Here is a 22,750-nt window from a genome sequence, read left to right on the forward strand (position 1 = left end):
GGCCACCATCCGAGACCCCGGGCCACCACCACCCTCGCGAGGTAGGCGACCTCCCGGCGAGATAGGCGGCCCGTCCGCGAGGTAAGCGACCCGACCGCGAGGTGGGCCGTCCGGAATTCCGGATGGCCTACCTCGCGGACGGGTCGCCTACCTCGCGGGGACCGTGGGGGTGGGCAGGTAGACCTCTCCCCCGGCGGCACGGAACTCGGCGGACTTCTCCGCCATGCCCGCCGCGGCCTCGGCGGCGGCGACCCGCTCCCCCTGGGCGGCGGCGTCGCCGAACTCGTCACGGATGTCCTGCGAGATCCGCATCGAGCAGAACTTGGGCCCGCACATCGAGCAGAAGTGCGCCGTCTTGGCCGCCTCGGCCGGCAACGTCTCGTCGTGGTAGGACTCCGCCAGCTCGGGGTCCAGCGACAGGTTGAACTGGTCGCGCCAGCGGAACTCGAACCGCGCCTTGCTCAACGCGTCGTCCCGCGCCGTCGCGCCCGGGTGCCCCTTGGCGACGTCGGCCGCGTGCGCGGCGATCTTGTAGGTGACCACGCCGGTGCGCACGTCGTCGCGGTTCGGCAGGCCCAGGTGCTCCTTGGGCGTGACGTAGCAGAGCATCGCTGTGCCGTACCGGGCGATCTCCGTCGCGCCGATCGCCGAGGTGATGTGGTCGTAGCCCGGCGCGATGTCGGTGACCAGCGGCCCGAGCGTGTAGAACGGCGCGCCGTCGCACAGCTCCTGCTGACGCTCCACGTTCTCGCGCACCAGGTGCAGCGGCACGTGACCGGGGCCTTCCACCATCACCTGGACGTCGTGCTCCCCGGCGCGCCGGGTCAGCTCGGCCAGGGTGTCGAGCTCGGCGAACTGGGCGGCGTCGTTGGCGTCGGCGATCGACCCGGGACGCAGGCCGTCCCCGAGGGAGAACGCGACGTCGTACGCGGCAAAGATCTCGCACAGCTCGTCGAAGTGGGTGTACAGGAAGTTCTCCTGGTGGTGCGCCAGGCACCAGCCGGCCATGATCGACCCACCCCGGCTCACGATGCCGGTCACCCGGTTCGCCGTCAGCGGCACGTACCGCAGCAGGACGCCGGCGTGCACGGTCATGTAGTCCACACCCTGCTCGCACTGCTCGATGACGGTGTCCCGGTAGATCTCCCACGTCATGCGCGACGCGTCGCCGTCGACCTTCTCCAGGGCCTGGTAGATCGGCACCGTGCCGATGGGCACCGGGGCGTTGCGCAGCAGCCACTCGCGGGTGGTGTGGATGTCGTCGCCGGTGGAGAGGTCCATCACCGTGTCGGCGCCCCAGCGGGTGGCCCACTGCAGCTTCTCGACCTCCTCCGCGATCGAGGAGTGCACGGCCGAGTTGCCGATGTTGGCGTTGACCTTCACCGTGAACGCCCGGCCGATGATCATCGGCTCGGACTCCGGGTGGTTGACGTTGTTCGGGATGATCGCCCGTCCCGCGGCGACCTCCGCACGCACCAGCTCGACGTCGATCCCCTCGCGCACGGCCACGAACCGCATCTCCGGGGTGATCTCGCCCCGGCGGGCGTAGTACCGCTGGGTGACGGTGCGGCCGGCGCGGGCGCGACGCGGCGGGCGTGCCACGCCCTGCCACTCGGCCGACGAGGCACCACGACGCCGGGCGCCACGACCGTCGTCGCCGAGGTCGCGCTCGCGTCCGACGTAGACCTCGGTGTCGCCGCGCTCGGCGACCCACGACTCCCGCAGCCCGGGGATGCCGCGGGTGAGGTCGCCCCCCGGTCCGTCGGTGCGGTAGACGCGCACGGGCGCGTTCGGAAGGCCGTCGGGCGAGTCGGCCAGGGTGATCTCGGTGACCGGGACCGTGATCCCGGAGGTGTCGTCGCGCTCGTACGCGAGCGCGCGGGCGGGGACGTCATCGTGCGACATGTGGACTCCTGCTTCCTACGCCGGCATGACCCGGTCAGGTTCGACGGTCCGAGCGGCCTCAGCTCGATCTCAGCCCTTGCCAGGGCTCCCGTGGGGATCGCACGACAACGTAGCACGCACGGCCCACCCCGCGCTGTGGGTATGAAATCTGCAGGATGACAGCGATATCGACCCGCAGATTTCATACCCACAGCGTGAGGGGTCAGTGGTGGCGGGCCCGGCGCAGCCCGTTGACCTGCATCGGGTTCACCCCCGCCGCGGCCATGAGGTACCACGACGTCGCACCGGTGTGCTGCACCTGGAAGTAGCCGAACCCGAACCCCGAGTCGAGCAGGCTCGATGCCGCGACCACCCCTGCCCGCGCCGGCAACGCCCGGCCGCCGACGGTCTGCCCGGCGCCGACCTCGGCCTGGGCCCGGCGGACCTGGGCCAGGAGAGCCTCGACGCGGCCGGCGTCGCGCCGTCCGCGGTCGCGGTCCGCGAACGCGCAGGCGAGCTGGGCGGTGCCCTCCAGCCATACCCCCTCGGGGTGCACCGGGATCCCGTTGTACGACGCCGTCGAGTCCAGGCTCGCGCTGGAGAACGTCACACCCGAGATGGTCACGCCGTCGGGCAGCTGCGAGCCGGCCGACCCCGCGCGGTCCGTCGCGGCCAGGTCGGACGCGGCCCAGTCCAGCGCCCGGCCGTAGCGGTTCTCCCGCAGGGCCAGCCAGCCCCAGGTCTGGGGGTCCAGCGGCAGGGGTTCGGGGTTGATCGCCTCGCCGTCGTTCGTGCCGGTGTAGAAGTACCCGCCGCGCGGCTCCCACATCCTGTCGACGAACCGCCGGGCATGGTCGGCAGCCCGCGCCCACCGCCGTCCACCCTCGAGGGCGCGCAACAGGCGGAAGAACGCGACGCAGTCGATGTTGTGCTCGGTGGACCCGTTGGGGACCGGGGTGTTCGCGCCGTCGACGCCGAACGAGAAGCCGCCCAGGGTGCGCTCGGACCAGGTGTTGGCCAGGATCCAGTCCCCGATGCGCACCGCCGCGTCCAGGTAGCGGCGCTCGCCGGTCGCGGCGTAGGTGTGCGCCAGGGCGATGCCAGGCCAGGCCATGTCGCCGACGGCGGTACCCAGGAACCCGAACTGCCAGCCGATGTTGGCCGTGCCGTCGGGCAGCTCGAGCCCGTACGGCTGCGGGTTGCCGTCGTAGAACGTGTACGGACCCGTGTTGTAGCCCTGCCGCAGCCGGCCGTCGTCGTAGACGGGGTCGTGCTCCTGGGCGAAGACCAGCCCGTCGGCCAGCACCCGTGCACGCTCGGTGCGACCGCCGGTCAGCGACGCGCAGATCGTCAGGGCGACGTCGTAGACGAACGCCGTGGAGAAGAGGCCGAGCTGGTCGGCGTAGGACTGGGCCATACGAGGACCGGGGTTGACGTCCGGGTAGGCGTCGGTCATGGCGTCGAGGAAGTCCTGGGCGCGCCGCACCGATCCGACGTGGTCCGGCGAGCCGCCGGCGTGGTGTCCGGGGCGCCGCCCGAGCGGACGGGCGGACGTCGCGGGGCCTGCCCAGGCCCCTCCGCCGGTGGCCACGGTCAGCGCGCCGGCGGCTCCGGCGACGAGAACGGTGCGCCGCCCGAGGGCGGGGAGCGACGGCGGTGGTGCGGAGGGCGGGTCGGCGACGGGGCCCGGCCGAGGGGTCTGGGTCATGAGCATCTCCTTTGATGTCGACGCTCCGCGTGGGAGCGCTACCAGCATCGTCAGGATACTCGTGTCACCAGACGGGGGGAAGTGCCCGGCCGACCCGGGCGGAGGGCTCAGGACAGACGGACGAGAGCCTGGGCGCGGCCCAGGACCTTGGCTCCGTCGTGGGTCACGGCCAGATCGATCCGGGCGGTGCCCGCCTCGGCGTCGAGGGCACCCACGGTGGCGGCCACCTCGACGACGGCGGTGCCGCGGGCCGGCACGGGCACCGGCTTGGTGAACCGGGTGCCGTAACGCACGATCGCCGCCGGGTCGCCGGCCCAGTCCTCGACCACGCCGATCACGGTGCCCATCGTGCACATCCCGTGCGCGATGACGCCGGGCAGCCCGACGTCGGTGGCGAAACCCTCGTCCCAGTGGATCGGGTTGAAGTCGCCGCTGGCGCCCGCGTAGCGGACCAGGGTGGAGCGGTCGAGCTCGACCGCGCGGGTGGCGACGACGTCGCCCACGGTGAGGTCGGCGAGGACGGGGCGGCTCATGCGGACTCCTCCGGACGGACCACGAGGCTGGACGTCACCGAGGCGACGTGCTCGCCCAGCTCGGCGCCCTCGCCCCCCGCGGCGTAGATCTCGCACCGGGTGCTGATCATGGAGATGCCGGCCCGCTGGGTGATCGAGTCGACGTGCAGGACCGTGCGCAGCTCGTCCCCGGCCACGATCGGGCGGTGGTGCGTGAAGCCCTCGTCGGCGTGCACCACGCGGGAGAAGTCGATCCCGGCCGCCGGGTCCGCGACGTACTGGGACTCGGCGCGCTGGGCGATCACGACGGCGAACGTGGGCGGAGCGACCAGGTCCGGATAGCCGAGACCCCGCGCCGCCACGATGTCGTGGTGCGCGGGGTGGTCGGCTCCGACGGCGGTCGAGAACTCGCGGAGCTTTTCCCGCCCGACGGCGTAGGCCTCGGTCGCGGGGTACTCGCGCCCGGCGTAGGCCGGGTCGGGAACGGTGCTCGCCACGTCGGTGTGGTCCTGCCGAGAGATCAGCGGGTCTCGCGGTGCGCGGTGTGCTTGCCGCAACGCGGGCAGAACTTCGCCATCTCCAGACGGTCCGGGTTGTTGCGCCGGTTCTTCTTCGTGATGTAGTTCCGCTCCTTGCAGTCCACGCAGGCGAGCGTGATCTTCGGGCGGACGTCCGCGCTCTTGGAAGCCATGGTGTGTCACCTCTCGCGCCCCCGGAAGGCGCAACGTGCGTCAAGGATCTGGGTGGTCCGACGCCGGCCGTCGAACCGTGTGGTGCTGTGTTCGGTAGCGAGGGCGGGGCTCGAACCCGCGACCTCACGATTATGAGTCGTGCGCTCTGACCAGCTGAGCTACCCCGCCGCGCGTGACGGAGCGCGAGACCAACCTCCGGTCGCCCGGAAGACGGTCCCGCGTCATGTCACAGAGCCCCGAAAGGGAATCGAACCCTTGACCTTCTCCTTACCATGGAGATGCTCTACCGACTGAGCTATCGGGGCGCGGGGAAGACTCTACACGGCTCCGTGCGCCCGGAGAAATCCGGGTCACGATGCCGCACCTGCGCCTTCCCCAGGTGCCGGAGGACCCTCACCGAGGTGAGGAACGCTCCGTGCGGTGGCAGGTGAGGGATTCGAACCCACGAAGTCGATGACGGCTGATTTACAGTCAGCTCCCTTTGGCCGCTCGGGCAACCTGCCGAGCGAGTTCGCGGACGAACTCGCGGAGACAACAATAGCGGGCCGAGGGGCCCGGGTGGTAATCGGCCCGAAGTGGCCCTCGTCACGCCATCCTGACAGCGCACGAGGGCCTCCCCGCGACCCCTCGGCACGGGTCTCCGTCCGACGCCCCGCCAGGACTATCCTTCACAGGTGACGGCACCTGCTGCCCCCGACCGCTGGGGCCTCCCGCTCGGGATCGGCGCCTACCTCCTCTGGGGCACGATGCCCCTGTACTTCCCGCTCCTGGAGCCGGCCGGGGCGGTGGAGATCATCGCCCACCGCATCGTGTGGTCGCTGGTCTTCTGCCTGGTCCTGCTGGCGGCCACCCGCACGCTGCGCAGCTACACCGACGTCCTGCGCCGCCCTCGCACCGTGGCCGTCCTGGCGGTCGCCGCCGTCCTCATCACGGTCAACTGGGTCACCTACGTCTACGCCGTGCTCAGCGGGCACGTGCTCGACGCCGCGCTCGGGTACTACATCAACCCTCTGGTCACCACGCTGCTCGGTGTGATCGCGCTGCGGGAGCGGCTGCGCCCGGCCCAGTGGGTCGCGCTCGGGTTCGGCGCCTCGGCCGTCGCCGTGATCGCGACCGGCGTCGGCGGGCTGCCCTGGATCTCCCTGACGCTCGCGTTCTCGTTCGGCCTGTACTCGCTGACCAAGAACCGCGTGGGTCGGACCGTCGGCGCCCTGCCGAGCCTCGCCGTCGAGACCTCGATCACCACACCGCTGGCGCTCGCCTACCTGGTCTGGCTGACCGCCACCGGCGCCTCGACGTTCGCGCAGGAGGGCGCCGGCCACCTGCTGCTGCTCGTCTCGGCGGGCGTCGCCACCGGGGTGCCGCTGCTCCTGTTCGGGGCCGCGGCCCGCCGCCTGCCGCTGTCGGTCGTGGGGATGCTGCAGTACCTCACGCCCACGCTGCAGTTCCTCGTCGCGCTGCTGGTCTTCGGCGAGCAGATGACACCGCAGCGCTGGGCCGGGTTCGTCCTGGTGTGGATCGCGCTCGTCGTCCTGACGGTCGACGCCACGCGGACGTCCCGCGCGACGAGGCTCGCCGCCCGGGCACCGGCGGCGGACCTCGACCCTGCAGGACCTCAGCAGGCCGGCCCGCGGCGCCCTCCCCGTCGCCGCTGAGGCACCGCTCCCCCACCGCGACAGGGGCCGCACGGACTACCGTGGGACCACACCCGAACACCGCACGCAAGGAGCAACCGTGGCCGACTCGTCCTTCGACATCGTCTCCAAGGTGGACCGCCAGGAGGTCGACAACGCCCTCAACCAGGCCGCCAAGGAGATCAACCAGCGCTACGACTTCCGCGGCGTCGGCGCCTCGATCTCCTGGAGCGGGGACGCGATCGTCCTGGTGGCGAACTCCGCCGAGCGGGTCAACGCGGTCCTCGACGTCTTCCAGACCAAGCTGATCCGGCGCGGCGTCTCCCTCAAGGCGATCGACACCGGTGAGGACGAGCCGCAGGCCTCGGGCAAGGAGTACCGCCTCCCGGCCACGCTCAAGGAGGGGCTGAGCAGCGAGAACGCCAAGAAGATCACCAAGCTGATCCGCGACGAGGGCCCCAAGGGCGTCAAGACGCAGATCACCGGCGACGAGGTGCGCGTGAGCTCCAAGAAGCGCGACGACCTGCAGGAGGTCATCGCCCTGCTCAAGGGCGCCGACCTGGACGTGGCCCTGCAGTTCACCAACTACCGGTGACCGCCGGCCGGCTTCCCCGGCTGGTCGCCTCGGACCTGGACGGCACGCTCCTGCGCTCGGACGGCACCGTCTCGGCGCGCACGCGGGCCGCGTTGCGCGCCGTCGAGGACGCCGGTGTCGAGGTCGTCCTGGTGACGGCCCGACCGCCCCGGTGGCTGGCCGGTCTGGCGGACTGCGTGGGTGGGCACGGACGCGTGGTCTGCCTGGGTGGTGCCGCCGTGTGGGACCTCGCCTCGGCGAGCGCGCTCGAGGTCGACGGGTTCGACGTCGACGACGTCCGCGCCCTCGTCGACGCGCTCCGTTCGGCCGTGCCCGGCGTCGCGCTGGCGCTCGAGCACGCCGACGGTCCCGTCTTCGACCCCTGGTTCCCGAAGGACGAGCCCGGGCTGCCGGCCTCGGTCCGCAGGCTCCCGGTGGAGCAGACGCTGCGTGCCACCGGCACGTCCCCGTCCCGGTCGCCGGTGGGCAAGCTCCTGGCCGTCCGTCCCGGGACCGGACTGTCCACGCGGGTCGGCGACGTCCAGCGGGGCGCCGTCGACGACGCGGCGCAGGACGCGTTCTTCGCCACCGTCCGCGCCGTCGTCGGGGACCGGGCCCACCTGGCGTTCTCGGGCGCGGCCGGTCTGGCCGAGCTGCTGGCGCCGGGGGTCACCAAGGACGCCGCCCTCGCGCGCTGGTGCGCCCGGCTCGGCATCGACGCCGACGACGTCTGGGCGTTCGGCGACATGCCGAACGACCTGCCCATGCTGCGCTGGGCGGGCCGCGGGCTCGCCGTCGCGAACGCCCACCCCGACGTGCTCGCCTGCGCGGACGAGGTGGTCGGCGGTCACGACGACGACGGCGTGGCGGCGGCGCTGGAGGGTGCGCTGCGCGCCGCCGCGGGCTGACCGGCCGCTCAGCCGGAGGGCCGCGCGGTCCGGTTCTCCTCGTGCATCCGGGAGACCTCCTCGCGCAGCGCCCGCACCTCGGCGACGAGTCCCTCGACGTCGCCGCGGCGGGCCCAGAGGTCGTCGGTGGAGTCCCGGCGCTCGGCCCGGCCCTCCTGCGCGGTCTCCTCGACGTTCTGCACGAGCCAGGACGACAACGTCGCCGTCACGACACCGAGGACGGCGATCCCGCCGAGCATCATGCCGACCGCCACGAAGCGCCCCGTGATCGTCACGGGGTAGGTGTCCCCGTAGCCGACCGTGGCCATCGTCACCAGCGCCCACCAGAACCCGTCGCCGACGTTCTGGATAGTGCTGCCCTCGGCGCCGCGCTCGGCCTCGGTGACCGCCAGCGCTCCGGCGAGCACGAGCAGGGCCGACCCGGCCACCGCATAGGTGACGACCCGGCCGCGCATCGCGTTGGCCCCCGCCCGGTTGAGCCGCTGGATCGCGGACACGAGCAGCAGCAGACGTAGCGGCCGCAGCATCGGCAGCGCGACGATCGCCAGGTCCAGCAGGTTGTGCCGCACGAAGTACCAGCGGTGGCGGGAGAGCAGCAGCCGCGCGACGTAGTCGACGGCGAAGACGAGCCACGTTCCCAGGACCGCGAACGAGCACGCCCGGCGGACCTCCGGCGCGACGTCGGGCCACACGATCGGGACGGCGTAGGCGACCAGGAAGAGGCCCGCCACGACGATCAGGGGCCACTCCATGCGCTGCTCCCAGGCGGCGACGCGGGGGTCCTCGTCGTGCTCGGGGCTCAGGGCGCGGGGCGGTGCGGAGTCGACGGTCATCCGGAGCAGCGTAGCGAAACCCCGGGGACGGCGACCGGCGCGGGGCGGGTCAGTACCGGGTGATGCCGCCCGGGCCGAAGCCGTCGCCGGCCATCCGCTCCAGGCGGGCGATGCGGTCGTCCATGGGCGGGTGGGTCGAGAACAGCTTGGCCATGCCGCCGCCGCGGAACGGGTTGGCGAGCATCAGGTGGGAGACGTTCTCCAGGTCCCGCGTCTGGGGCAGCGGGGCGGCCGCCGTCCCCCGCTCCAGCTTGCGCAGGGCCGAGGCGAGCGCCAGCGGGTCGCCGGTCAGCTTCGCGCCGTCCTCGTCGGCGTCGTACTCGCGGGTCCGCGAGATCGCCATCTGGATGAGCATCGCGGCGAACGGGGCGAGGATCGCCAGCGCGAGCGAGGCGAGCACGTTGCCGCCGTCCCGGCGGTCCCCGCCGCCGAAGATCAGCAGGAACTGGGCGAGCGACGTGACCACGCCGGCCAGGGCGGACGCCACCGACGAGGTGAGGATGTCGCGGTTGTAGACGTGCATGAGCTCGTGGCCGAGCACGCCGCCCAGCTCGCGCTCGTCCAGGATCCGCAGGATGCCCTCGGTGCAGCAGACGGCGGCGTTCTTGGGGTTGCGGCCCGTGGCGAACGCGTTGGGGGCCTGGGTCGGGGAGATGTAGAGCCGGGGCATGGGCTGACGGGCCACGGTGGAGAGCTCACGCACGATCCGGTACATCTCCGGCGCCTCGAGCTCGGTCACCGGGTAGGCGTGCATCGCCTTGATCGCGATCTTGTCGGAGTTCCAGTACCCGACGAACGTGCCGATGAGCCCGAAGGCCGTGAACAGCAGGAGCATGCCCTGGCTGCCACGGAAGAACACGGCCCACAGCCCCAGCAGGACGGCCCACAGCACGCCGAACAGCAGGACGGTCTTGAGACCGTTGAAATGGCGATGACCCACCGCTGATCTCCTTGGTTGACGACACCGGTGCAACGCGCAGGCTACGTCGCCGGTTCCCGTGCTGCCTCAGGCGGGCGTGCGCACCACGGGGTGCAGGGACAGCACGACGGCGTCGAACAGCCCCAGCATGGCCTCGCGCAGCGGGACGAACGGTGTCGTGAAGGACACGTTGAGCACCGGCTCCAGCCCGCGCCGGGCCGTCCAGTAGTCGGCCCGCAGCTCGGGCAGCAGCGGTGCGCCCTCGGCGTCGGTGCGCTCGACCTCCGTCTGCCGTACCGCGCGCAGCACCCAGCCGTCCTCGAGCTCCTGCCGGTCGACGTCCGCGCCGACCAGCGTCCCGGCCAGCCGGGCGACGAGCTCGTCGGTGCCGCCCGCCACGGCGCCCACGGGGAACACCGCCATCGTGCCCGTCAGCGCGACGTCGCCGACGTCCATCGCGAACACCGTGATCGCGGCCGCGCCCGCCTCGGCCGCGCCGCGGGCCGCCGCCGTCAGGTTGTCCCGCGCCTCCCGGCGGGCGCGCGCCCGGTCGTCGCGTCGGCCGAGGCGCTGCACGACGACGTCGCGCACCCGCGCGTCGATCGACGCCGGGTCGTCCAACGGGACGGGCCACCAGCCGTTCGGGTACACGAAGGCCCAGTGGGTCGCCGCCTCGGCGAGGTCGATCCGCTCGCTCCCCGGCTCCGGCAGGGTGTCGGCGGCACCGTCGTGCGCGGCCGGCAGGTCGGTGGGCAGCGCCACGACGTCGTTCATCCGGGGAACGCCTCGATCCAGCTCGCCCAGGCGTGCTGCTGCCGCGCGACCTCCCACCACAGGACCCCACCGTAGGCGAGGACCACCAGGGACCCGAGGCTCAACCGGAGAGCGACGACCTGCACCGCACGTCGTCCGGAGCCGTGACGCTGGAAGCCGTGGAGGACGTACCAGATCCCCCACAGGACGGCCGACGACGCGACGGCGAGCCCGAGCCATGCCACAGCGCCGATCCCCGCGGACGGCGGGACCGGGAAGTCGTCGGGGCGGCCCGCCGCCCACCAGACGTCGAACCCGTCCTGCTCGACGTCGCGCAGTGCGTCGGTCGCCATCTGGACCGCCAGCCACGCGCCGGCGGCAGCGAACATCGCCCAGGCGACCCCGATGCGGAACAGCCGCTCGGGGCCGTCGCCGGCCGCGGCGAGCACCACGGCCCGGACCGCCGGCACATGCGCCGGTCCCCGCAGGCAGAACCAGGCGAAGAAGACGACCACGGCGATCAGGAAGAGGCCGGCCACCGTCTGGGAGGGCCAGGGCGGGTCCGCGGGAAAGCTCACGACACCTCGAGCCGGGCGTAGGTCGAACCGTTCACCAGCTCGGAGATCTCGTCCTCGACGTGGTCCACGAGGTGTGAGTACGGCGTGTCGCACTCGATCTCGACGACCTCGTCGCGGGACAGGGGGAAGAGACTCAACCGCCAGGTGTGGAGCACCTGGCCGGTCGTCGCGTCGGAGGTGTCCACGACCTGCACGAGGAGCGGACCGCTGCCGGTCTCGACCGAGTCGGACGTGTAGCCGTCCACCACGACGCCAGGGATCCGCGGCACCCGTCGCGCGCCCTTGACCGCACGGCGGAACGCCTTGGTGACGTCCCCCCGCGCGCGGAAGGTCCGCACGAGAAGGCTCGCTGTCGGACGGTGGTCGTTCGCCGGATCGAACCAGATCCCCGCGCCCCAGGCGTCGCCCGCGCCCGCGGCCCGCTCGTCGACGGCCCGCACCGCGGCGATGACGGCGTCGTCGTTCTCGCCCCCCGGCACCTCGGCGGCGATGTCGCCCCAGCCGGCGGGGTTGAGCCCGGCCGGCCAGAAGATCCAGCCCGGGCGCGGCGGGAACGTGAACACCTCGTCCGCGCCGGGACGCGTCCCGTCATCCGTCATCGGTCACCACGTCTTCTGGTCACGGTAGAGCAGTGTGCCATTGCCGACGACGTCGCTGACGTACGGGGCGACGACGGTGCCCAGGGAGCCGACGGCGAGCGGGTTGAGGGAGCCCAGACGGTGCAGGGTGGCCGGGTACGCCGTCGCCCCCTGCGCGAACTGCCGGACGCCGTTCGCGTTGCTCAGCGCCTGGAAGGACCGTGCCGCGTCGGAGTGGCCCATGAAGTTCATGATCCAGGCGCGCCCCCGGAGTCCCGAGAACGATCGCACGCCCTGCTGGAACCATGTCACCGGGTTGTTCCAGCGCACGTCCGCGCTGCGGAACCCTGAGGTCGCACGGCTCCAGGTGCTCCGGACGACGTTGCGCGTCTGAGGGCTGCCGAAGCGGCTGATGTTCTGCGTGAGGCGGGTCTGCCGCGCCGCACCCTGCGCGACACCGCGGGCCCCCGTGGCCTTGAAGGCGGCGCCGGCGCCCCGGCCCACGCCGAACGTCGCCACGGCCACGACGCCGAGCAGGACGTTGACCCAGTCCCCCTCGCCGTGCAGGACGAGCGCGATGTCAGCGACCAGCGCCACGACCGTCGCCACGAGCGCGACGACCGCGAGGATCTGGCCCAGGATCGGTACCCAGCCCAGGACGAGCGCCGCGATGCCGGCCCACATGGCGATCTTCCCCGCCCACTTCGAGACGAAGCTCGCCAGGTCGGAGCCCCACTTCTCCCACCAGCCGTCGTTCAGGTCGCTGGCCTTGACGCCCTCGCGGATATCACCGGCGGCCGCTCGCGCCGCGGCGCGCCATGTCGACACGATGCCGTCGAGCTCGCCGACGGTGAGGCTCAGGGACGTGCGGGCGGTGTCGCGGGTGGAGACCTGCGTGCGCAGCATCCAGGTCGCCGCGGAGTCGACGGGCTCGCCCGTCGTGCGGGCGGTGGTGACGGCGTCGTCATAGTTGCCCTGAGCGGTGGTGACCGCCTGCTCGGCCTCGTCGAGGGCCCCCTGCGCCTCCTGCGCCCGCGTGAGGAGCGCCGCGGCGTCGTCCTGCGCCTGTCGGTGCGCCACCGCGTAGGTGGACAGCGCCGTGGCGACGGCCGAGTACCGGGTGCTCGCCTTCTGCAGCTCGGCACGGACGTCGTCCGTCTTCTCGCGCAGCGCGTCCACGGCGTCCGAGGTGAAGCCGTCCGTCTCCTCGATGACGCCGAGAGCCGCCCACGCGTCGTCCATGGCGGCGGCCACCTCGCCGTAGTAGGTCGCGGCGCTCGTCGAGACGTCGGGGTCCCCCGGCACGGGGTTCGCCGCCGCCAGCGGTTCCCAGCTCATGACTCCTCCAGCGACGTCGCGAGGTCGGAGTCCACGCCCTCGAACTGCTCGCCGACGGCACCGACGAGCTCGGCGACGTTCGCCACCGAGTCGCGCATCGTCGCGCGTCGTTCCTTCCAGTCCCCGGCGAACGAACGGATCGCCTCGGCCAGCTCGTCGTCGCCGACGGCGTCTGCGACCCGGCCTGCGTAGGTGTCCGCGGCGTCGAACTCCGCGGCGACCAGGTCGAGCTGGTCCCCGGTGTCGACCAGCAGCGCGGTGTCGAGCCTCAGATCGGTCATGTCTCCCTGCCGTCACGTGCCGGAACGAGCAGCGGGACGGCCCGCACTGGGCCGCCCCGCCGGTCGGATGTCGCCGTGCGTCAGCCGCGGATGCCCTGCGCGAGCTGGGTATCGACGTCGGACAGCGTCTGGGCCGTCTGCTCGAGGAACGAGGCCATGCCCTCCAGGCCCTCGATGGCCTGGGTGGTGCCCGTGGTGAACTCCTCGTAGGAGGTCTGGAAGGCGCCCGAGGCCTGGTCGGTGACGAACCCGGACGAGACCAGGTTGTTGACCTGGGTCTGCAGGTTCTGCAGGGTCTCGGTCAGCTGCTGCTGGCCGTTGCGCAGCTGACCGGCCTGGGACCGCAGCTCGTCGTAGGACACGTTGACGTTCGCCATGACATTGCTCCTCGTGAGTGGATGAACCCGACCCTCAGCGGTCGGTCCGTCGTCGTGACCGAGACTACTGAACCGCTGCCTCGGGCGTCGATGGGGAGTACTCCCCATCGCAGGGACACGCTACCGACCGGCGTCCGACCCGCGCCGCCTGGACGCCTGCGCGCGCCGCAGCTGGGCCAGCCTGTCCCGGCGTTCCTCGGGGCTCCACCGCGCGACCCCGTCGGCCGGCGTCACCCGGGGGGCGAACCGCGCCCGGAACGCGCGGACGCCCAGCACCGCCGACGTCGCCAGGAGGGCCGCGGCGACCGCACCGGCCGTCCATCGCGCCGCCGGGGGGACGCCGTCGAGCAGCGCGACCACGCCCGCCACCCAGGCGAGACCCGCCGGCAGCATGGCGAGGAACATGCGCCCGTCCGGGTTCCATCCCGCCGCGTAGAACCGCATCAGCACGTCGGTGAGACGACTGCGACGCACCGGCTGGAGCGACATCGCGACGCTGGTGACCGTCGGCGGGCCGAACGCCTCGCCGGGGCGCGCCCAGGTGGTGCGGGAGAGCCGCTCGGAGCGGTGGTCGGGCCGCAGCGACCGCCCCACGTACACCCACGACAGCACCATGAGGGGCCACGACGCCGTCGGCAGCAGCCAGAGCGCCGCCGGTCCCATCACCACCGCGACCAGGGGGACCAGGACGACCACCAGCACCGTCGCCTGCACGGGCGACGAGAGCATCTCGGACATGTTCCGGACCACGGCCGCCGGGTCGTCGACGGCGACGTACAGCATCGACCCCGGGTAGATCGCCAGGGCCGCCAGCCAGATGACCGTCCAGACCACACCCTGCAGCGCGTAGCCGAACGGGCGGAGCACCAACGACACCGTGGACGGCGGTCGTGCCGACGGAGACGTCGGGGCGGACGTCATGCGGGCACACCACCCGGGGCGGGCGCCAGGTAGCCTGGCCCGGCCGACCGCACGGTGGCGGTGGGCACGCACCGCGCCGACGACCCAGGGAGACGACGATGAACGACCACACGACACAGGGCGGCGACGGGGCCCGCAAGGTCCCCGGAACGTTCCTCGTCGTCGGGATCGCGGTGATCGTCGCGGGCGGCCTCCTCGCGGCGTTCGCCCCCGACCTGTTCTCGACCGTCGGCGGCTGGGTGACGGTCGCCGTCGTGGCGGTGGTGGCGTTCGGGATCGGCGTCGCCCAGCTCCTGCGCTTCATCCGCGGGGCGGCGGCGGGCGACGACGCTCACGGCTGATCCCCGGCGTCGACCGGCTCGAGGAACGTGATCGAGTCGACGATCTCGTCGAACAGCGTCGCGAAGGGCTCGGCGGAGGGCAGGTCCGGAACGTTCACCCGGACGTGCAGCAGCCTCGAACGGTCCGGGTAGGGCACGCGGTACTCGAGCCGCATCGACAGCACGTCCACCGCGTCGGCGGCGTCGCTGGTGCGCCCGCGCGTCATCTCGACGTCCCGGACGACGGGGCCGTTGCGCTGCACCGCGACCTCCCCGCCGGGGAACGCGGCCGCGAGCACCGGGCCGAGGTCCTCGGACGCCGAGGGGACCGGACCGGGCCAGGGCTCGTCGCGCATCATCATCGCCGCCGGGAACGGGACACCGGGCAGGAGCTCCAGCGAGACGAGGTAGGTGTGCACGCCGATGCCGACCGCGTCCCGCGCGGTGACGAGCAGCTCCTGGGACGCGTCCCGGCGCATCCGCGCGAGCCGGTCGGCGCCGCCGACCTGCCGGCGCACGAGCCTCTTGACGTAGGCCGCCGCCTTCGCCGGATCGTCCAGCGGGACGTTCGCCCAGGTGCCGGGCACGACGACCCGCAGGCCGACGGCCGAGGTGAGCGCCTTCGTCACGCGGCACCCCCGACGTCCACGCTGAGCCCCGCGAGCAGGTCCACGACCGCCTGCGGCATGTCGGCGAAGGTGCCGACGCTGCGGGCGACCGCGGTGACCTCGACCATGTCCCGGCAGCCGGGCGGGAACACCCCGAGCACCACCCGCTCCTCCAGCGCCGCCACGCCGTCCACCTCGTCGTCGACGTCGGCCAGCACGAGGTGCAGCCCGGCGAGGTCGCCGGCGTCCGCGACGGCGTCCACCGTTCCGGCGTGCACCACCTGACCGGGGGCGGAACCCTCGACCAGCGCCGCCAGGGACGCCTCGAACTCCCCGCGGCCGAGGTCCTCCTGCCCGACGAGCGTCACCATCGCGTCGACGACGCCGCGGGACGGCTCGTCCACGAGGGCCGCGGCCGTCAGCGCCGCGATACCGGTGCCGCGCACCGACTCCGCGACCGCGGCGAGCTGCTCGGCGAGCACGTCGAGCGTGTCGGCCCGGAGGGCCGGCTCCGACGCGGTCGCCGGGTCGTCGTCCAGGAGGGCGGACGCCGCTCCCCGCGCCCAGCCCGCGCCGTCGCCGACGTCGTCCGGCACCACCACCCAACGGGGTGGCAGCCGCAGCTCGAAGCCGTCGAGGGTCGTCATCGGACGATGTTCCTTCCGTGCGGGACGGTCAGCCGAACCATCCGGCGACCTTCATGGGAATACCCGAGATGCTGCCCCACGAGCCACCCGCCGGCTGGGAGACGACGGAGTTGCTGCTGGAGGCGACCCCCCACCCGTCACCGCCCGCGACCGACGTCCCGAACTTGTACGCGTTGTTCGTGAGGTTGACCGCCTGGTGGGTGACGGCGCCGACCGTCGCGAAGGCCGCTGCCCCGACGGTGGCGTTGTCCATCGCCAGCCCGGTGAACTTGCCGAAGTGGGTGTGCATGTCCATGACGTCGGCGTTCCCCAGGGCGAACCGTGCCGCCCCGTCCTTGTAGGGCAGCGGGAACTGCGCCGCGCGCCACGTCGACAGCGCCTTGCCGCGCTCGCCGTTCTTCAGCAGCCCGAAGACCGCCTTGTCCGTCGCGGAGCGGCCGAACGGGGACTTCAGCACGCCGGTGACCCGCTGCCCCCTGGACAGCGCGAGCGTGCGCCGGGAGCCCTTGATGAGCGCGCCGCCGAACTTCGCCTTCGCCGCGGTGCTCGACATCCTCCCGGCGGTCCGGACCACCGACCGCGCCTTGGCGTACTTGGCCACCGCGCCGATCGCCTTCCCGCCGAAGAGGCCCAGGACGCCCAGGCCGATGCCGGCCAGCGCACCCCAGCTGAACCCCTCCCGGGAGATCTTCACGATGCCCTCGACGATCGCCAGGAGGGAGCCGATCGCCGCCAGTGCGAGGAGGACCTGACCGAGGCCGGGCACCCAGGACAGGAAGATGGCCAGGATGCCCGCGACGTCGCAGATGATCTTGAAGACCTTGTAGACCGACGCCGCGACGTCCTTGATCTTGTCCCAGGTGCTGTCCTCGAGGCCGTTCACCTTCGAGCCGGTGACGACCTCGTCGATCTTGTCCTTCGCGGTCCCGGCCGCCGAGTCCTTGGCCGACTTGGCCTCCGTCCAGCGCGCCTGCCACGTGGCGAGGTCCTGCTCCAGACCGGCCACCCGGTCGTCCGCCGTCCGCAGGGCGTCGTTCGCGTCGGTCACGTCGGCGGGGGCGGCGTCGACCGCCTGCCAGTCCACGGTCTGCTGCGCCCGGAAGGCCGTCCACCGCGCCGGCCCGAGGTCGTCCTCGATCTCGGCGATCCGGGTCGCCGCGGTGTCCGAGTCGACGATCGCGGGATCCAGCGACCCCGCGTAGCCCACCAGCGCGTCACCGGTGTCCCGGTACCGCACGGTCGCCTTGGCGATGTCCTCGAGCACGTCGGAGGCGAGCCGGCGCGTCGCGTCCATCGACTGCGCCGTCGTACCGGTGTCGTCGACGATCGCCTGGAGCGTCGTCGTGGCCCGGTCGATCGCGTCGGCGATCTGGCGGTACTTCTCGCCCTTGGTGCGCACGAGCTCGGCATCGCCGTCGAGCTTGCGCCACTGCGTGTCCGTCATGGTCCTCAGGCCGCCTTCCCCGCCGACTCCTCGAGCGCCTTCGCCAGCTCGGCGTCGACCTGCGTGAACGTGTCCACGACCTGCTGGATGATGTCCTGCAGCTTCGTCACGTCGCCGGTCATCTCCTCGCGCTTGATGCGCCACTTGTCCGCGAAGTCCTGCACGACGTCGCGCAGGCCGTCGTGGCCGGTGGCGTCCGCCGCGACGTCCGCGCCGTCGCCCGCGCCCTCGAGCTCGTCCCTGATGGTCGCCAGGTCCGTCGCCAGCGTGCGCAGTTCCGCCATGTCGATCGACAGGTCGTAGCCCGCCATGACCGCCCTCTCCCTCGTGCCTTCCCGCGCGGAGCCCGGCTCGTCGCCGTCGGCCCGCTCGACCGTCGTCGCCCGAGGCTACCCAACGCCGGGCCGGGCCGGCGATGGGGAGCACTCCCCATCGCCGGCCGCTCGCTACCCCCCCTCGCCCAGGACGAGCGGGAGCTGGACGCGCGTGTGCTTGCCACGAGCCACCCACGCCCCGCGTCCGGGCGGGAACTCACCCTTGCCGGACCGCGGCAGCGACGTCTTGAGGATCGTGTCGCCGTCCAGGTTCTCCGGCTGGAGCAGCAGGCCGCGACGACCGTTCTTCACCTCGCCGAACAGCGGCCACGTCGCACCCCACGCCCCCGTCTCCGCCTCGGCGACGAGCAGGTGGTCGCTGCTGCGGATCGCCTTGGTGAGGTCCTGGATCGCCTTGTCGGCAGGGGTCTGGAGGTACTCGTTGATCGCCTCGACGACGACGACGATCCCGGGCGAGACGTCCTCGTCCTGGACGGCGGCGAGCAGGTCGGCGGCGAGCCCCTTGACCTTCTCGACGCCGGTGGCGACGTCCGCCCACGGGAGCTGGTCGGCGATGGTCGACCGGGTCTGCGCGAACAGGTAGAGCCGCGCGTCGGGAATCGCGCGCACGACGGCTCGACCGATCGTGACGAGCGCGTTGCTGCGCCCCGCCCCGGGCGGACCCGCGACGACCATCGTGCCGCGCGGCTCGAACGGCAGCGGCGCGATGCCCAGCGAGTCCAGACCGAGCACCGGCTGGCCGTCCACGGCGGGCGGCAGCTCCTCCTGGCGGTACTGCGTGGGCAGGACCCGCACCTGCGGTGCCGGCCGGACCCCGGCCTCCAGCATCGAGCGGCCCAGCTTCTCCGTGGCCGCCGCCTGCGCCGACACCGACGGCACGCCGCCGATGACGGCGACCTGGAGCTCCAGGCCGTCGAGCAGGGCCCGGCCGTTGGGCGAGTCCGCCGTGATGACGTCACGTGGAGCGTTGAACGCGAGGTATCCGTCGTCGGTCATCCGCAGCAGCAGGTTGCGCTGCACCATGGAGCGGACGTACGTGGGGACGGCGCCCGACCGGTCGGCGGTGAACACGACGTGGATGCCGAGCGCACGACCGTCGTTGAGGATGTCGCGGAACGCGTCGAACCACTCCGAGCGGCCCGCGCCCACCTCGAAGTCGTCGCGGAACGCCGGGAAGCCGTCCACCAGCAGCAGGATGCGGGGCACCCCGGGCCGCCCGGTGAGGCGCCGGTACTCGGTGACGCTGGAGGCCGACACCGCGGCGAACGCCTCACCGCGGCGCACGAGCTCGTCGCGCAGCATCCGCATCAGGCCGACGACCCTCTCGACGTCGTCGCCGCGCGCCACCGTGCCGACGTGCGGCAGGGAGGACAGCATCCGCAGCGCTCCGGCCGCGAAGTCCAGGCCGTAGACGTGCACCGGTCCGCCGCGCGGCGTGATGCCCGCGGCGGTGGCGATGCTGCGCAGCGCCGTCGACTTGCCCGCGCCGCCGGTGCCGTACACCCCGAGGTGACCGTCGATGTCGGGGTTGAAGTACACGGGCCGCTGCGCCTGCGCCTCGGGGACGTCGGCCACGCCGACGAGGATCTCCGTGTCCGTGCGCTGGTGCAGGCGGGTGAGGTCGTAGACGTCGGCGAGCGAGTCCAGCCACGGGCGCCGGGGCGCCGGCAGCCGCGCCGCCGAGAACGCCTCGGTGATGCGTGCCACCAGACGCTGCTGGTCGTTCGGTCCGAGGTCGACGTCCTCCTCGACGGCGTCGACGACGGGTTCCTCCCAGCGCTCCTCGCGCCCGAAGTGCAGGCCGGCGACGCGGATCGCGGCCCGTTCCGGCGAGCGGGTGCTCCACCCGCCGGCGTAGCCGGACTGGAACGCCTGGAGACGCCCCGGACCCGTCTTGACGACGCCGCGGCCGGGGATCGACGGGTCGATGTGCGCAGCGTCCTTGATGTCGACGACGTCGCTGGAGTCGGACTCGTCGGCCATGCGCAGCGCGACGCGCAGGTTGGTGTTGGCCCGCAGGTTGTCCTTGATGACGCCCGCGGGGCGCTGGGTCGCCATGATGAGGTGGATGCCCAGCGAGCGACCGCGCTGCGCGACGTCCACGACGCCGTCGACGAACTCCGGCACGTCCCCCACGAGGGCCGCGAACTCGTCGATGACGATGACCAGCGCGGGTGGCGTCTCCGGGTCGCCGCGCTTCTCCAGCTCCAGGAGGTCCTTGACCTTCTTGCGGTTGAACAGGTGCTCGCGGTGGTGCAGCTCGGCGCGCAGCGAGGTGAGCGCCCGCAGCACCAGGTGCGGGGACAGGTCGGTGACCAGGCCCACGCAGTGCGGGAGCTGGACGCAGTCGGCGAACGCCGAGCCACCCTTGTAGTCCACGAACAGGAACGTCACCCGGTCGGGGCTGTACTCGGCCGCCATGCCCAGCACCCACGCCTGGAGGAACTCCGACTTGCCGGCGCCCGTCGTGCCGCCCACCAGGGCGTGCGGGCCCTGGCTGCGCAGGTCGAGGTGCTGAGCGTCCAGGCCGGCCGACCCGACGATGGCGCGCAGCGACCCCGCGCGCTTGCGCGGGCTCACCTGGGTGCGGTCGTAGATCGACAGGTTCTGTCGCCAGCGCTCCACGACGGCGCCCGGGTCCTCGAACAGGTCGTGGCCCAGCAGCGCCGGCACCGACACCGACCGGGGCAGGTCGGAGGAGTCCTCGACGATCGCGCCCGCGTCGAAGACGGGCGCGAGGCGCCGGCCGTAGTCGAGCGCGGACGTGGGGTCCAGCTCCTCCAGCTCGACGTCGTCGACCCACCGGCCGAGACGGACCATGCCGACCCGCGGACCGGCCTCGCCGAGGTCGAGGAACGAGCGGCACGCCGCCGGGAGGTCCGCCGGGTCGGCGGCCAGCCACAGCGGGAAGACGCCCGCGTCGGGGCCCTGCTCCGCGAGCTGGACCAGCCGGGCCCGGTCGACGTCGATGTCGTCGGAGATGACGACCACGACGGCCGGCACGGGGGACGGCGTGCCCGCCTGCTGGGAGTCGGCGCCGACGTCGGCGCCGCGCTCCAGGGCGGCGTCGTCGGTGTCGACGGCCCCGCGGCGCCGGGCCCCCCGGGCGGCGCGCAGGCGCGTGGTGACGAGCTCCTCGAGCTCCGCGACGAGGCGGGCGGCGCCGCTGGCGGAGTCCGCGAGGTGGTGGCCTTCGATGGGGCTCTGCGGCGACGAGGTGTGCGGGATCCAGGTGAGCCACTGCAGGTGCTGCGTCCAGGCCGGGCTCACCATGCCCGTGACGACGACCTCGGCGGGCGAGTGCAGACCGGTGAGCTGCAGCAGGGCGGCGTTGACGCTGCCCACGACCCGCGCCGGCGGGCCCGCGAAGCCGACGGCGCCCGCGTCGTAGAGGTTCTCCACGACGGGAACGCCCGAGATGTCGCGGTAGGTGTCGATGACCTCGTCGAGCTTCTCGCGGTACTCCTTGATCATCGCGCCGCGGTCGGTGTCCTTGACCCGGTTGCGCGACGGCATCGTGCCGATGCCGAACCGGATGTTGAGGAAGCTCCAGTGCTCGGGGCGGCGCGTCCACAGCAGCGGGCCGTGGCGCATGGCCTCGACGAACACGTGCTGGGTGGCGGGCGCCTCGCGCAGCCGCACGGCCCGCTCGGTGTCCTCCTCACCCGCGAGCTCCTCGCGCAGCCCGTCGAGCCGTTCGGTGAAGCGCGCGATGTCGCGCTCCTTGCGCCGGCGGTCCTGACGGCCCCGGGTGAGGTAGTTGCCGGCCAGCATGAGCGGGGTCATCACGACGAAGAGCAGGGACAGGATCCTGCCGGTCGCCAGGAACATGGCCCCACCCATGAGCATCGGCGCGATCATCGCCAGCAGCGGGAACGGCTGCGGGTCGGTCTCCCTCGGCACCTCCGGCGCGTCGAACTCCGCACCGGCGTACCGGGCCTCGACCCGCGGCGAGCGCGTGAACGGCACCGGGCCCGCCTTCGGCGCGACCCCCGAGAGGTGCTGCGGGCGGCGCCGCTCGATCGTCATCGTCGTGTCGCCGACGACGACCCGCTGCGTGCCCTCGACGCGCAGGCGCTGCACGTGGTCGCCGTCCACGAGGATGCCGTTCGCCGACCCCAGGTCGACCACGTCCACGACGTCGCCGACGTCGAGGCGCAGGTGCCGCTTGGAGACCAGCGGGTCGTCGAGCACGACGTCGCTGCCCGCCGCGCGTCCCAGCACCCAGCTGCCCTCTGGCAGGTCGAGCACGGAGCCGTCGGCGAACCGCAGCGTGGCCCGGGTGTCCCGCGACGACGCGTACTCGAAGCCGGGTCGGTCGGTGTCCACCACGGCCACCTCGGCGCCCGACCCGATCCACGCCTCGCCCAGCGCGGCGTCGGCCGGCAGCCGGACCGGGGTGTCCTGCCCGGGCAGCCGCGCCTCCAGCGTGCGCGGCCGGTCCCTCGGCCCGCCGGCAGCGCCGGGGTCCACCCGGGCGATGGTCGTCGCGACCTCGCCGATCGTCGCACCGGCGTCCGCGGTGACGACCACGTCGTCGTGCGTGGTGTCCGGGCGCCGCAGCGTCACCTTGACGCGCATCGTTCTCCTCGGGTCGTGACGTCACGGGATGCAGGCAAGGGGCCCGCGGGCAGGTCGCGCCGCCAGGTCATCTGCTCCGGCCCCCCAGCAGGGCGGCGACGCCCCCGCCGACGGCGCCCACGAGGGCCCCGACGGCGGTGACGCGCCAGGTGGTCGGGTCGGTCAGCTCGCGGCCGACCGCCCGGTAGAAGTCCGCCGGGTCACCGGTGCCCGCGCCGTCCGAGACGACGCCGACGGCGTACGTCACGACGAACGCGATCGCCGCCCCGGCGACCGCGAGCACGACCACGAGCTGCCACCACGACAGGCGGGCGCCGCGGCTCAC

24 protein-coding genes, 3 tRNA genes and 1 riboswitch are annotated in these 22,750 nt (G+C 72.9%); of the genes, 4 read left to right on the plus strand and 23 right to left on the minus strand.

Going from position 1 to position 22,750, the window contains the following annotated elements:
• Positions 1-147: 147 nt before the first annotated feature.
• The 8 genes from thiC to ACIQLL_RS00975 form a co-directional block, all read right to left on the minus strand.
• Entirely contained in the window at positions 148-1,905 is a 1,758-nt protein-coding gene (thiC, locus tag ACIQLL_RS00940; RefSeq protein WP_402461980.1) for a phosphomethylpyrimidine synthase ThiC, read from the minus strand.
• Positions 1,901-2,007, minus strand: a riboswitch (TPP riboswitch). (Overlaps the previous gene by 5 nt.)
• Before the next feature lie 100 nt (positions 2,008-2,107).
• Positions 2,108-3,592, minus strand: a complete 1,485-nt coding sequence (locus tag ACIQLL_RS00945) for a Tat pathway signal sequence domain protein (RefSeq protein ID WP_402461982.1) — start codon at positions 3,590-3,592, stop codon at positions 2,108-2,110.
• Between the two features lie 107 nt (positions 3,593-3,699).
• On the minus strand, positions 3,700-4,125 hold the full coding sequence (locus tag ACIQLL_RS00950) for a MaoC family dehydratase (protein WP_402461985.1): 426 nt from the start codon (positions 4,123-4,125) through the stop codon (positions 3,700-3,702).
• Complete coding sequence (locus ACIQLL_RS00955; protein ID WP_402461987.1) at positions 4,122-4,601, minus strand: FAS1-like dehydratase domain-containing protein; 480 nt, start codon at positions 4,599-4,601, stop codon at positions 4,122-4,124. The genes ACIQLL_RS00950 and ACIQLL_RS00955 overlap by 4 nt, the downstream gene beginning before the upstream one ends.
• A gap of 23 nt (positions 4,602-4,624) precedes the next feature.
• Positions 4,625-4,795 (minus strand): 50S ribosomal protein L33, encoded by a 171-nt coding sequence (rpmG, locus tag ACIQLL_RS00960; protein ID WP_106267369.1) that lies wholly within the window; start codon positions 4,793-4,795, stop codon positions 4,625-4,627.
• Between the two features lie 95 nt (positions 4,796-4,890).
• Positions 4,891-4,964, minus strand: a tRNA-Met gene (locus tag ACIQLL_RS00965).
• Positions 4,965-5,028: 64 nt separating this feature from the next.
• Positions 5,029-5,101: transfer RNA gene (locus tag ACIQLL_RS00970), tRNA-Thr, on the minus strand.
• A gap of 116 nt (positions 5,102-5,217) precedes the next feature.
• Positions 5,218-5,299 (minus strand) — tRNA-Tyr (locus ACIQLL_RS00975).
• Between the two features lie 171 nt (positions 5,300-5,470).
• Between ACIQLL_RS00975 and rarD the strand changes: the two genes are divergently transcribed.
• The 3 genes from rarD to ACIQLL_RS00990 all read left to right on the plus strand — a co-directional run bounded on the left by rarD (position 5,471) and on the right by ACIQLL_RS00990 (position 7,912).
• Positions 5,471-6,451 carry an EamA family transporter RarD gene (rarD, locus tag ACIQLL_RS00980; RefSeq protein ID WP_402461989.1) on the plus strand — a complete coding sequence of 327 codons (981 nt, stop codon included), beginning with the start codon at positions 5,471-5,473 and terminating at the stop codon, positions 6,449-6,451.
• 79 nt (positions 6,452-6,530) lie between these two features.
• Complete coding sequence (locus ACIQLL_RS00985; RefSeq protein WP_402461992.1) at positions 6,531-7,025, plus strand: YajQ family cyclic di-GMP-binding protein; 495 nt, start codon at positions 6,531-6,533, stop codon at positions 7,023-7,025.
• Entirely contained in the window at positions 7,022-7,912 is an 891-nt protein-coding gene (locus ACIQLL_RS00990; RefSeq protein ID WP_402461995.1) for an HAD family hydrolase, read from the plus strand. Before ACIQLL_RS00985 ends, ACIQLL_RS00990 begins: the two co-directional genes overlap by 4 nt.
• A gap of 8 nt (positions 7,913-7,920) precedes the next feature.
• Here ACIQLL_RS00990 and ACIQLL_RS00995 read toward each other — a convergent pair whose 3' ends face one another.
• The 9 genes from ACIQLL_RS00995 to ACIQLL_RS01035 form a co-directional block, all read right to left on the minus strand.
• On the minus strand, positions 7,921-8,745 hold the full coding sequence (locus ACIQLL_RS00995; protein WP_402461997.1) for a potassium channel family protein: 825 nt from the start codon (positions 8,743-8,745) through the stop codon (positions 7,921-7,923).
• Between the two features lie 49 nt (positions 8,746-8,794).
• Positions 8,795-9,685 carry a zinc metalloprotease HtpX gene (gene htpX / locus ACIQLL_RS01000; RefSeq protein WP_402462000.1) on the minus strand — a complete coding sequence of 297 codons (891 nt, stop codon included), beginning with the start codon at positions 9,683-9,685 and terminating at the stop codon, positions 8,795-8,797.
• Positions 9,686-9,751: 66 nt separating this feature from the next.
• Complete coding sequence (locus ACIQLL_RS01005; RefSeq protein ID WP_402462002.1) at positions 9,752-10,438, minus strand: hypothetical protein; 687 nt, start codon at positions 10,436-10,438, stop codon at positions 9,752-9,754.
• On the minus strand, positions 10,435-10,995 hold the full coding sequence (locus ACIQLL_RS01010; protein ID WP_402462004.1) for a hypothetical protein: 561 nt from the start codon (positions 10,993-10,995) through the stop codon (positions 10,435-10,437). Before ACIQLL_RS01010 ends, ACIQLL_RS01005 begins: the two co-directional genes overlap by 4 nt.
• Complete coding sequence (locus ACIQLL_RS01015; protein ID WP_402462007.1) at positions 10,992-11,594, minus strand: hypothetical protein; 603 nt, start codon at positions 11,592-11,594, stop codon at positions 10,992-10,994. Before ACIQLL_RS01015 ends, ACIQLL_RS01010 begins: the two co-directional genes overlap by 4 nt.
• 3 nt (positions 11,595-11,597) lie before the next feature.
• Positions 11,598-12,911, minus strand: a complete 1,314-nt coding sequence (locus tag ACIQLL_RS01020; RefSeq protein ID WP_402462008.1) for a hypothetical protein — start codon at positions 12,909-12,911, stop codon at positions 11,598-11,600.
• Positions 12,908-13,192 (minus strand): hypothetical protein, encoded by a 285-nt coding sequence (locus ACIQLL_RS01025; RefSeq protein WP_402462011.1) that lies wholly within the window; start codon positions 13,190-13,192, stop codon positions 12,908-12,910. Before ACIQLL_RS01025 ends, ACIQLL_RS01020 begins: the two co-directional genes overlap by 4 nt.
• 80 nt (positions 13,193-13,272) lie before the next feature.
• The gene (locus tag ACIQLL_RS01030; protein ID WP_402462014.1) at positions 13,273-13,569 is read right to left on the minus strand and encodes a WXG100 family type VII secretion target; all 297 of its coding nucleotides are present in this window, start codon (positions 13,567-13,569) and stop codon (positions 13,273-13,275) included.
• A gap of 120 nt (positions 13,570-13,689) precedes the next feature.
• The gene (locus ACIQLL_RS01035; protein WP_402462017.1) at positions 13,690-14,436 is read right to left on the minus strand and encodes a hypothetical protein; all 747 of its coding nucleotides are present in this window, start codon (positions 14,434-14,436) and stop codon (positions 13,690-13,692) included.
• 152 nt (positions 14,437-14,588) lie between these two features.
• On the opposite strand from ACIQLL_RS01035, the gene ACIQLL_RS01040 reads away from it, so the two are divergent.
• Positions 14,589-14,831 (plus strand): hypothetical protein, encoded by a 243-nt coding sequence (locus ACIQLL_RS01040; protein ID WP_402462019.1) that lies wholly within the window; start codon positions 14,589-14,591, stop codon positions 14,829-14,831.
• Here the strand turns inward: ACIQLL_RS01040 and ACIQLL_RS01045 are convergent.
• The 6 genes from ACIQLL_RS01045 to ACIQLL_RS01070 form a co-directional block, all read right to left on the minus strand.
• Positions 14,822-15,439: a hypothetical protein gene (locus ACIQLL_RS01045; protein ID WP_402462021.1), complete on the minus strand. Its 618-nt coding sequence runs from the start codon at positions 15,437-15,439 to the stop codon at positions 14,822-14,824. The two genes, ACIQLL_RS01040 and ACIQLL_RS01045, sit on opposite strands and share 10 nt — an antisense overlap.
• On the minus strand, positions 15,436-16,065 hold the full coding sequence (locus ACIQLL_RS01050) for a hypothetical protein (protein WP_402462024.1): 630 nt from the start codon (positions 16,063-16,065) through the stop codon (positions 15,436-15,438). Before ACIQLL_RS01050 ends, ACIQLL_RS01045 begins: the two co-directional genes overlap by 4 nt.
• A gap of 28 nt (positions 16,066-16,093) precedes the next feature.
• Positions 16,094-17,509, minus strand: a complete 1,416-nt coding sequence (locus ACIQLL_RS01055; protein WP_402462027.1) for a hypothetical protein — start codon at positions 17,507-17,509, stop codon at positions 16,094-16,096.
• Between the two features lie 5 nt (positions 17,510-17,514).
• On the minus strand, positions 17,515-17,820 hold the full coding sequence (locus tag ACIQLL_RS01060; RefSeq protein WP_402462030.1) for a hypothetical protein: 306 nt from the start codon (positions 17,818-17,820) through the stop codon (positions 17,515-17,517).
• Positions 17,821-17,955: 135 nt separating this feature from the next.
• Complete coding sequence (locus ACIQLL_RS01065) at positions 17,956-22,425, minus strand: FtsK/SpoIIIE domain-containing protein (protein ID WP_402462032.1); 4,470 nt, start codon at positions 22,423-22,425, stop codon at positions 17,956-17,958.
• Between the two features lie 67 nt (positions 22,426-22,492).
• A complete protein-coding gene (locus ACIQLL_RS01070) occupies positions 22,493-22,750 on the minus strand; it encodes a hypothetical protein (protein WP_402462034.1) in 258 nt (85 codons plus the stop codon).

It is taken from the genome of Isoptericola aurantiacus, from assembly GCF_044769875.1.
GTDB classification, from domain to species: domain Bacteria; phylum Actinomycetota; class Actinomycetes; order Actinomycetales; family Cellulomonadaceae; genus Isoptericola; species Isoptericola aurantiacus.

Coding starts and splice junctions, on each gene's coding strand:
- thiC (WP_402461980.1), bottom strand. CDS start 1,905: ATGTCGCACGATGACGTCCCCGCCCGCGCGCTCGCGTACGAGCGCGAC.
- ACIQLL_RS00945 (WP_402461982.1), bottom strand. CDS start 3,592: ATGACCCAGACCCCTCGGCCGGGCCCCGTCGCCGACCCGCCCTCCGCA.
- ACIQLL_RS00950 (WP_402461985.1), bottom strand. CDS start 4,125: ATGAGCCGCCCCGTCCTCGCCGACCTCACCGTGGGCGACGTCGTCGCC.
- rpmG (WP_106267369.1), bottom strand. CDS start 4,795: ATGGCTTCCAAGAGCGCGGACGTCCGCCCGAAGATCACGCTCGCCTGC.
- ACIQLL_RS00995 (WP_402461997.1), bottom strand. CDS start 8,745: ATGACCGTCGACTCCGCACCGCCCCGCGCCCTGAGCCCCGAGCACGAC.
- ACIQLL_RS01005 (WP_402462002.1), bottom strand. CDS start 10,438: ATGAACGACGTCGTGGCGCTGCCCACCGACCTGCCGGCCGCGCACGAC.
- ACIQLL_RS01015 (WP_402462007.1), bottom strand. CDS start 11,594: ATGACGGATGACGGGACGCGTCCCGGCGCGGACGAGGTGTTCACGTTC.
- ACIQLL_RS01020 (WP_402462008.1), bottom strand. CDS start 12,911: ATGAGCTGGGAACCGCTGGCGGCGGCGAACCCCGTGCCGGGGGACCCC.
- ACIQLL_RS01025 (WP_402462011.1), bottom strand. CDS start 13,192: ATGACCGATCTGAGGCTCGACACCGCGCTGCTGGTCGACACCGGGGAC.
- ACIQLL_RS01030 (WP_402462014.1), bottom strand. CDS start 13,569: ATGGCGAACGTCAACGTGTCCTACGACGAGCTGCGGTCCCAGGCCGGT.
- ACIQLL_RS01040 (WP_402462019.1), top strand. CDS start 14,589: ATGAACGACCACACGACACAGGGCGGCGACGGGGCCCGCAAGGTCCCC.
- ACIQLL_RS01050 (WP_402462024.1), bottom strand. CDS start 16,065: ATGACGACCCTCGACGGCTTCGAGCTGCGGCTGCCACCCCGTTGGGTG.
- ACIQLL_RS01055 (WP_402462027.1), bottom strand. CDS start 17,509: ATGACGGACACGCAGTGGCGCAAGCTCGACGGCGATGCCGAGCTCGTG.
- ACIQLL_RS01060 (WP_402462030.1), bottom strand. CDS start 17,820: ATGGCGGGCTACGACCTGTCGATCGACATGGCGGAACTGCGCACGCTG.
- ACIQLL_RS01065 (WP_402462032.1), bottom strand. CDS start 22,425: ATGCGCGTCAAGGTGACGCTGCGGCGCCCGGACACCACGCACGACGAC.